We start from the raw sequence: 1,036 nt of genomic DNA, 5'->3' as shown, positions 1-1,036 counted from the left end.
GAAACGGAAGCTGTCGATAAGAATAACGCCATATGATGGGCAGATTGCAGTGTTCGATAAAGAAGGGGAAGAAAAACAAATCAGTATTCAAATGCAGAGGGAGAAAAAATAATGTGGGAGCAGGCCTGGATAACCTTAATGGAACAAAAGTTTGTTGTATTGAATTTTAGTGTGATTGCTGTGGTTCAGGTTATTGTTGCGATATTAATGTTAAATGAAATGCTGAGACGAAGACACTCTGTAATATGGATCATCAGCTGTTATATGCTGAAAGTATTGATCATGGATGTGTTTTTTAATATTCTGCTCAGCCAATATATGGAACATCATATTTTGATATATGCGATTTATATCGTTATGAAAATAATGACCGCAATTTTAAATTTAGTTGTGATTTGGTTTGTGTATGATGCTGATTTGGTGAAATGTGCTCTTTGCGGCATGCTTACAGAATTATTTACTTTATTTGCTGGTGGAATTTCTTTGGCCATAGCGGGAATGACGGACAGTAGTTATCTTTCGGCTGCAACCTGGAGAATTATTCTATTTGTTTTCTCCTGTTTGTTGATTTTTTTCATGGCACGGTGTTCGATTCATCGTTTCTGGAAAGGCGAATTTCCGATATTGGATAAATATAGAATAAAACATCCTAAATTTTGGGGTGCAATCTTTCTTTTGTATGTTGGTATCGGATTTGCCCAGCTTATGGTAGAAGATCAGACAAGATTAGCAAGTACATATCAGTATGGGATTATAGCGGCAGTGATTTTAATATTTGGATTTATTGGTCTTAGCATCTGGATTTACAGGAAATATCAGGATCAGATCAGGCAGGAACATGAGTTCCTGAATATAAAACAGAATCTGATGGTGCTCCATATGAAAGCAGTCCGGCAGCAGATTCTTGATATGGAAAATGAGCAGAGAATCATTGATCAGCAGATGGAAAACATTCAGAAGATAGGGAGTTTCGAAGGAACAGTTCAGATAGAAAAGTATCTGAAAACCTTGAAGAATCAATATCGAAAGATACAGG

The 1,036-nt window shown here is 36.4% G+C and carries 1 protein-coding gene; it reads left to right on the top strand.

Going from position 1 to position 1,036, the window contains the following annotated elements:
* Window positions 1-138 precede the first annotated feature (138 nt).
* Window positions 139-1,036 (top strand): hypothetical protein (locus JMF81_RS16270; protein ID WP_201312475.1); only part of this gene is annotated, 898 nt, incomplete at its 3' end.

The organism is Anaerostipes butyraticus, from assembly GCF_016586355.1.
GTDB classification, from domain to species: Bacteria; Bacillota; Clostridia; order Lachnospirales; family Lachnospiraceae; genus Anaerostipes; species Anaerostipes butyraticus.
The sequence above is the reverse complement of the archived record's forward strand: the minus strand, read 5'-3'. Positions and strand labels throughout refer to the sequence as shown.